The sequence below is a fragment of the Komagataeibacter kakiaceti JCM 25156 genome, assembly GCF_000613305.1.
The window spans coordinates 1-2,620 of record NZ_BAIO01000336.1 but is presented as its reverse complement, the minus strand read 5'-3'; the positions used below and the strand labels follow the sequence as shown (position 1 = coordinate 2,620).

Annotated in this window: 3 pseudogenes; 2 read left to right on the top strand and 1 reads right to left on the bottom strand. The window is 62.3% G+C overall.

Features of this window, described 5'->3' with window-relative positions:
- Positions 1-194 (bottom strand): annotated as a pseudogene (locus JCM25156_RS24400) (aminotransferase); the annotation flags it as partial.
- 152 nt (positions 195-346) lie between these two features.
- Between JCM25156_RS24400 and JCM25156_RS24395 the strand changes: the two are divergent.
- Positions 347-684: pseudogene (locus JCM25156_RS24395) on the top strand (P-II family nitrogen regulator).
- Between the two features lie 122 nt (positions 685-806).
- Positions 807-2,266: pseudogene (glnA, locus tag JCM25156_RS24390) on the top strand (type I glutamate--ammonia ligase).
- Positions 2,267-2,620 lie beyond the last annotated feature (354 nt).

Below are 2,620 nucleotides of genomic sequence, written 5' to 3'. Positions count from 1 at the left end.
CCCCGGCAAGGGGGGGGATACTGGTTGCGCCCGTCGCGCAGCGCCGCGGCCGCGGCCTCCACCAGATCGCGCGGGCCTTCGGTATCGGGAAAGCCCTGACCCAGATTAATCGCGCCATGCTCCGCCGCCTGCGCGGACATGACGGAAAAAATGGTGGTCGAGAGCCCCGAAAGCATGGAGTTCGTCGGTTTCATCGTCGCATCCTGATCATACGGGCCTGTGAGTGCGCGTCCGCGCTTTTTTGGCATATCATCCGATTGCCTGAAATCCAAAGCCGTGCAACCCTGTCGCGCCAGATAAACGGCGTGCGAACACGCGCCACAGGACGGAAGACTGACACAGCGGCATGAAAAAGATCGAAGCCATCATCAAGCCTTTCAAGCTCGACGAGGTGAAGGATGCCCTGCATGAAATCGGCTGATGGGCATTACCGTGATCGAGGCCAAGGGCTTCGGGCGCCAGAAAGGCCAGACGGAACTCTATCGGGGTGCTGAATACATCATCGACTTCCTGCCCAAGGTTAAGCTGGAGATCGTATGCCCGGACGACATGACCGAACGTGCGATTGAGGCGATCATGACCGCGGCCCGCACGGGGCGCATCGGGGATGGCAAGATATTTGTCACACCCGTATCGGATGTGATCCGCATCCGGACGGGGGAACGGGGGGCCGATGCCGTCTGAGACGGGCCATCCGCACATTGAAGCCATGTATCTAGGCTATCGACAGCGGAGAGACGTTTCCGTAACCATAACCGCCGCGCCGCATGGAACGGCACACTAGAGTCAGGACAGGTAAATTTAACATGGCAAAAAAAGCACAGGCTTCTGCCACGGTCTCGGCACCGTCGCATTCCGCTGAAGCCATCGCGAAGGTTTTCGAGATCATCAAGGAAAACGCGGTCGAGATGGTTGACCTGCGTTTCACCGATCCGCGTGGCAAGTGGCACCACACCACCCAGTACGTCACCACGATCGAGGAAGACACCTTCCGCGAAGGCTTCATGTTCGACGGCTCCTCCATCGCGGGGTGGAAAGCCATCAACGAAAGCGACATGATCCTGCTGCCTGACCCGACAACGGCGGTCATGGACCCGTTCTCCGCCAAGCCGCAGCTCATCCTGGTCTGTGACATCGTGGAGCCCTCCACCGGGCAGTTCTACAACCGCGACCCACGCGCGACCGCCAAGCTGGCCGAGCAGTACCTGAAGTCCACCGGCCTGGGCGACACCGCCTTCTTCGGCCCGGAAGCGGAATTCTTCATCTTTGACAGCGTGCGTTTCGGCACCGGCCCGAATTTCGGCACCTACGAGCTGGAAAGCGTTGAAGGCCCCGGCGCGTCGCTCAAGGACTACCCCGAAGGCAACATGGGCCACCGCCCCGGCGTGAAGGGCGGCTACTTCCCCGTCGCGCCCGTGGACAGCGAAGGCGACCTGCGCGCCGAAATGCTGACCACGATGGGCGAGATGGGCCTGCCGATCGAGAAGCATCACCACGAAGTCGCGCAGTCCCAGCACGAACTGGGCACGAAGTTCGCGACGCTGGTGAAGGCGGCCGACTTCATGCAGATCTACAAGTACTGCGTGCACAACGTCGCCCATTCCTATGGCAAGACGGCCACGTTCATGCCGAAGCCGATCTATGGCGACAACGGCTCGGGCATGCATGTGCACCAGTCCATCTGGCGCGATGGCAAGCCACATTCGGCGGCAACGGCTATGCCGACCTGTCGGATGAGGCGCTGTACTACATCGGCGGCATCATCAAGCACGCCAAGGCGCTCAACGCCTTCACCAACCCGTCCACCAATTCCTACAAGCGCCTGATCCCCGGATTCGAAGCGCCCGTGCTGCTGGCCTATTCGGCGCGCAACCGCTCCGCTTCGTGCCGCATCCCCTACGCGACCAGCCCGAAGGCGAAGCGCGTCGAGGTCCGCTTCCCCGATCCGACGGCGAACCCCTACCTTGCGTTCTCCGCCATGCTCATGGCCGGTCTGGACGGCATCAAGAACAAGATCCACCCGGGCGACGCCATGGACAAGGATCTGTACGACCTGCCGCCGGAAGAACTGAAGCAGATCCCGACCGTGGCCGGTTCCCTGCGTGAAGCCCTGACCGCCCTGGAAGCCGACCACGAGTTCCTGCTGGCCGGTAACGTGTTCACCAAGGACCAGATCGAGAGCTACTGCGAGATCAAGTGGCAGGACGTGTTCAAGTTCGAACACACCCCGCATCCGGCCGAGTTCGAGATGTACTACTCCGTCTGATCCCACCCGCCTTTTTTCGGAAGGGTGCAGACACGAGCGCCGGGGCCAGCAGGTCCCGGCGCTTTTTTCATGCCTGGTGCGCAGCGCCCGGATCCGGCGCAACCGGCGAAAAAACCACACGTTTGCCTGATTCCCCCTCCCGCCCGCCTGTCCGGGCCGCCATATCACCTACACCTCGGCGCGTACATGCCGCATGCTACGGTACAGGAGGACAGACATGACCCAGCACGTTCCCGACACCATGCAGGCCGTGACCACTGCCGCACCCGGCGGTCCCGATTCCCTCACCCTTTCCACCGTGCCGGTGCCGCGGCCGGGGGCGGGCGAAGTGCTGGTCCGGGTCATGGCGGCGGG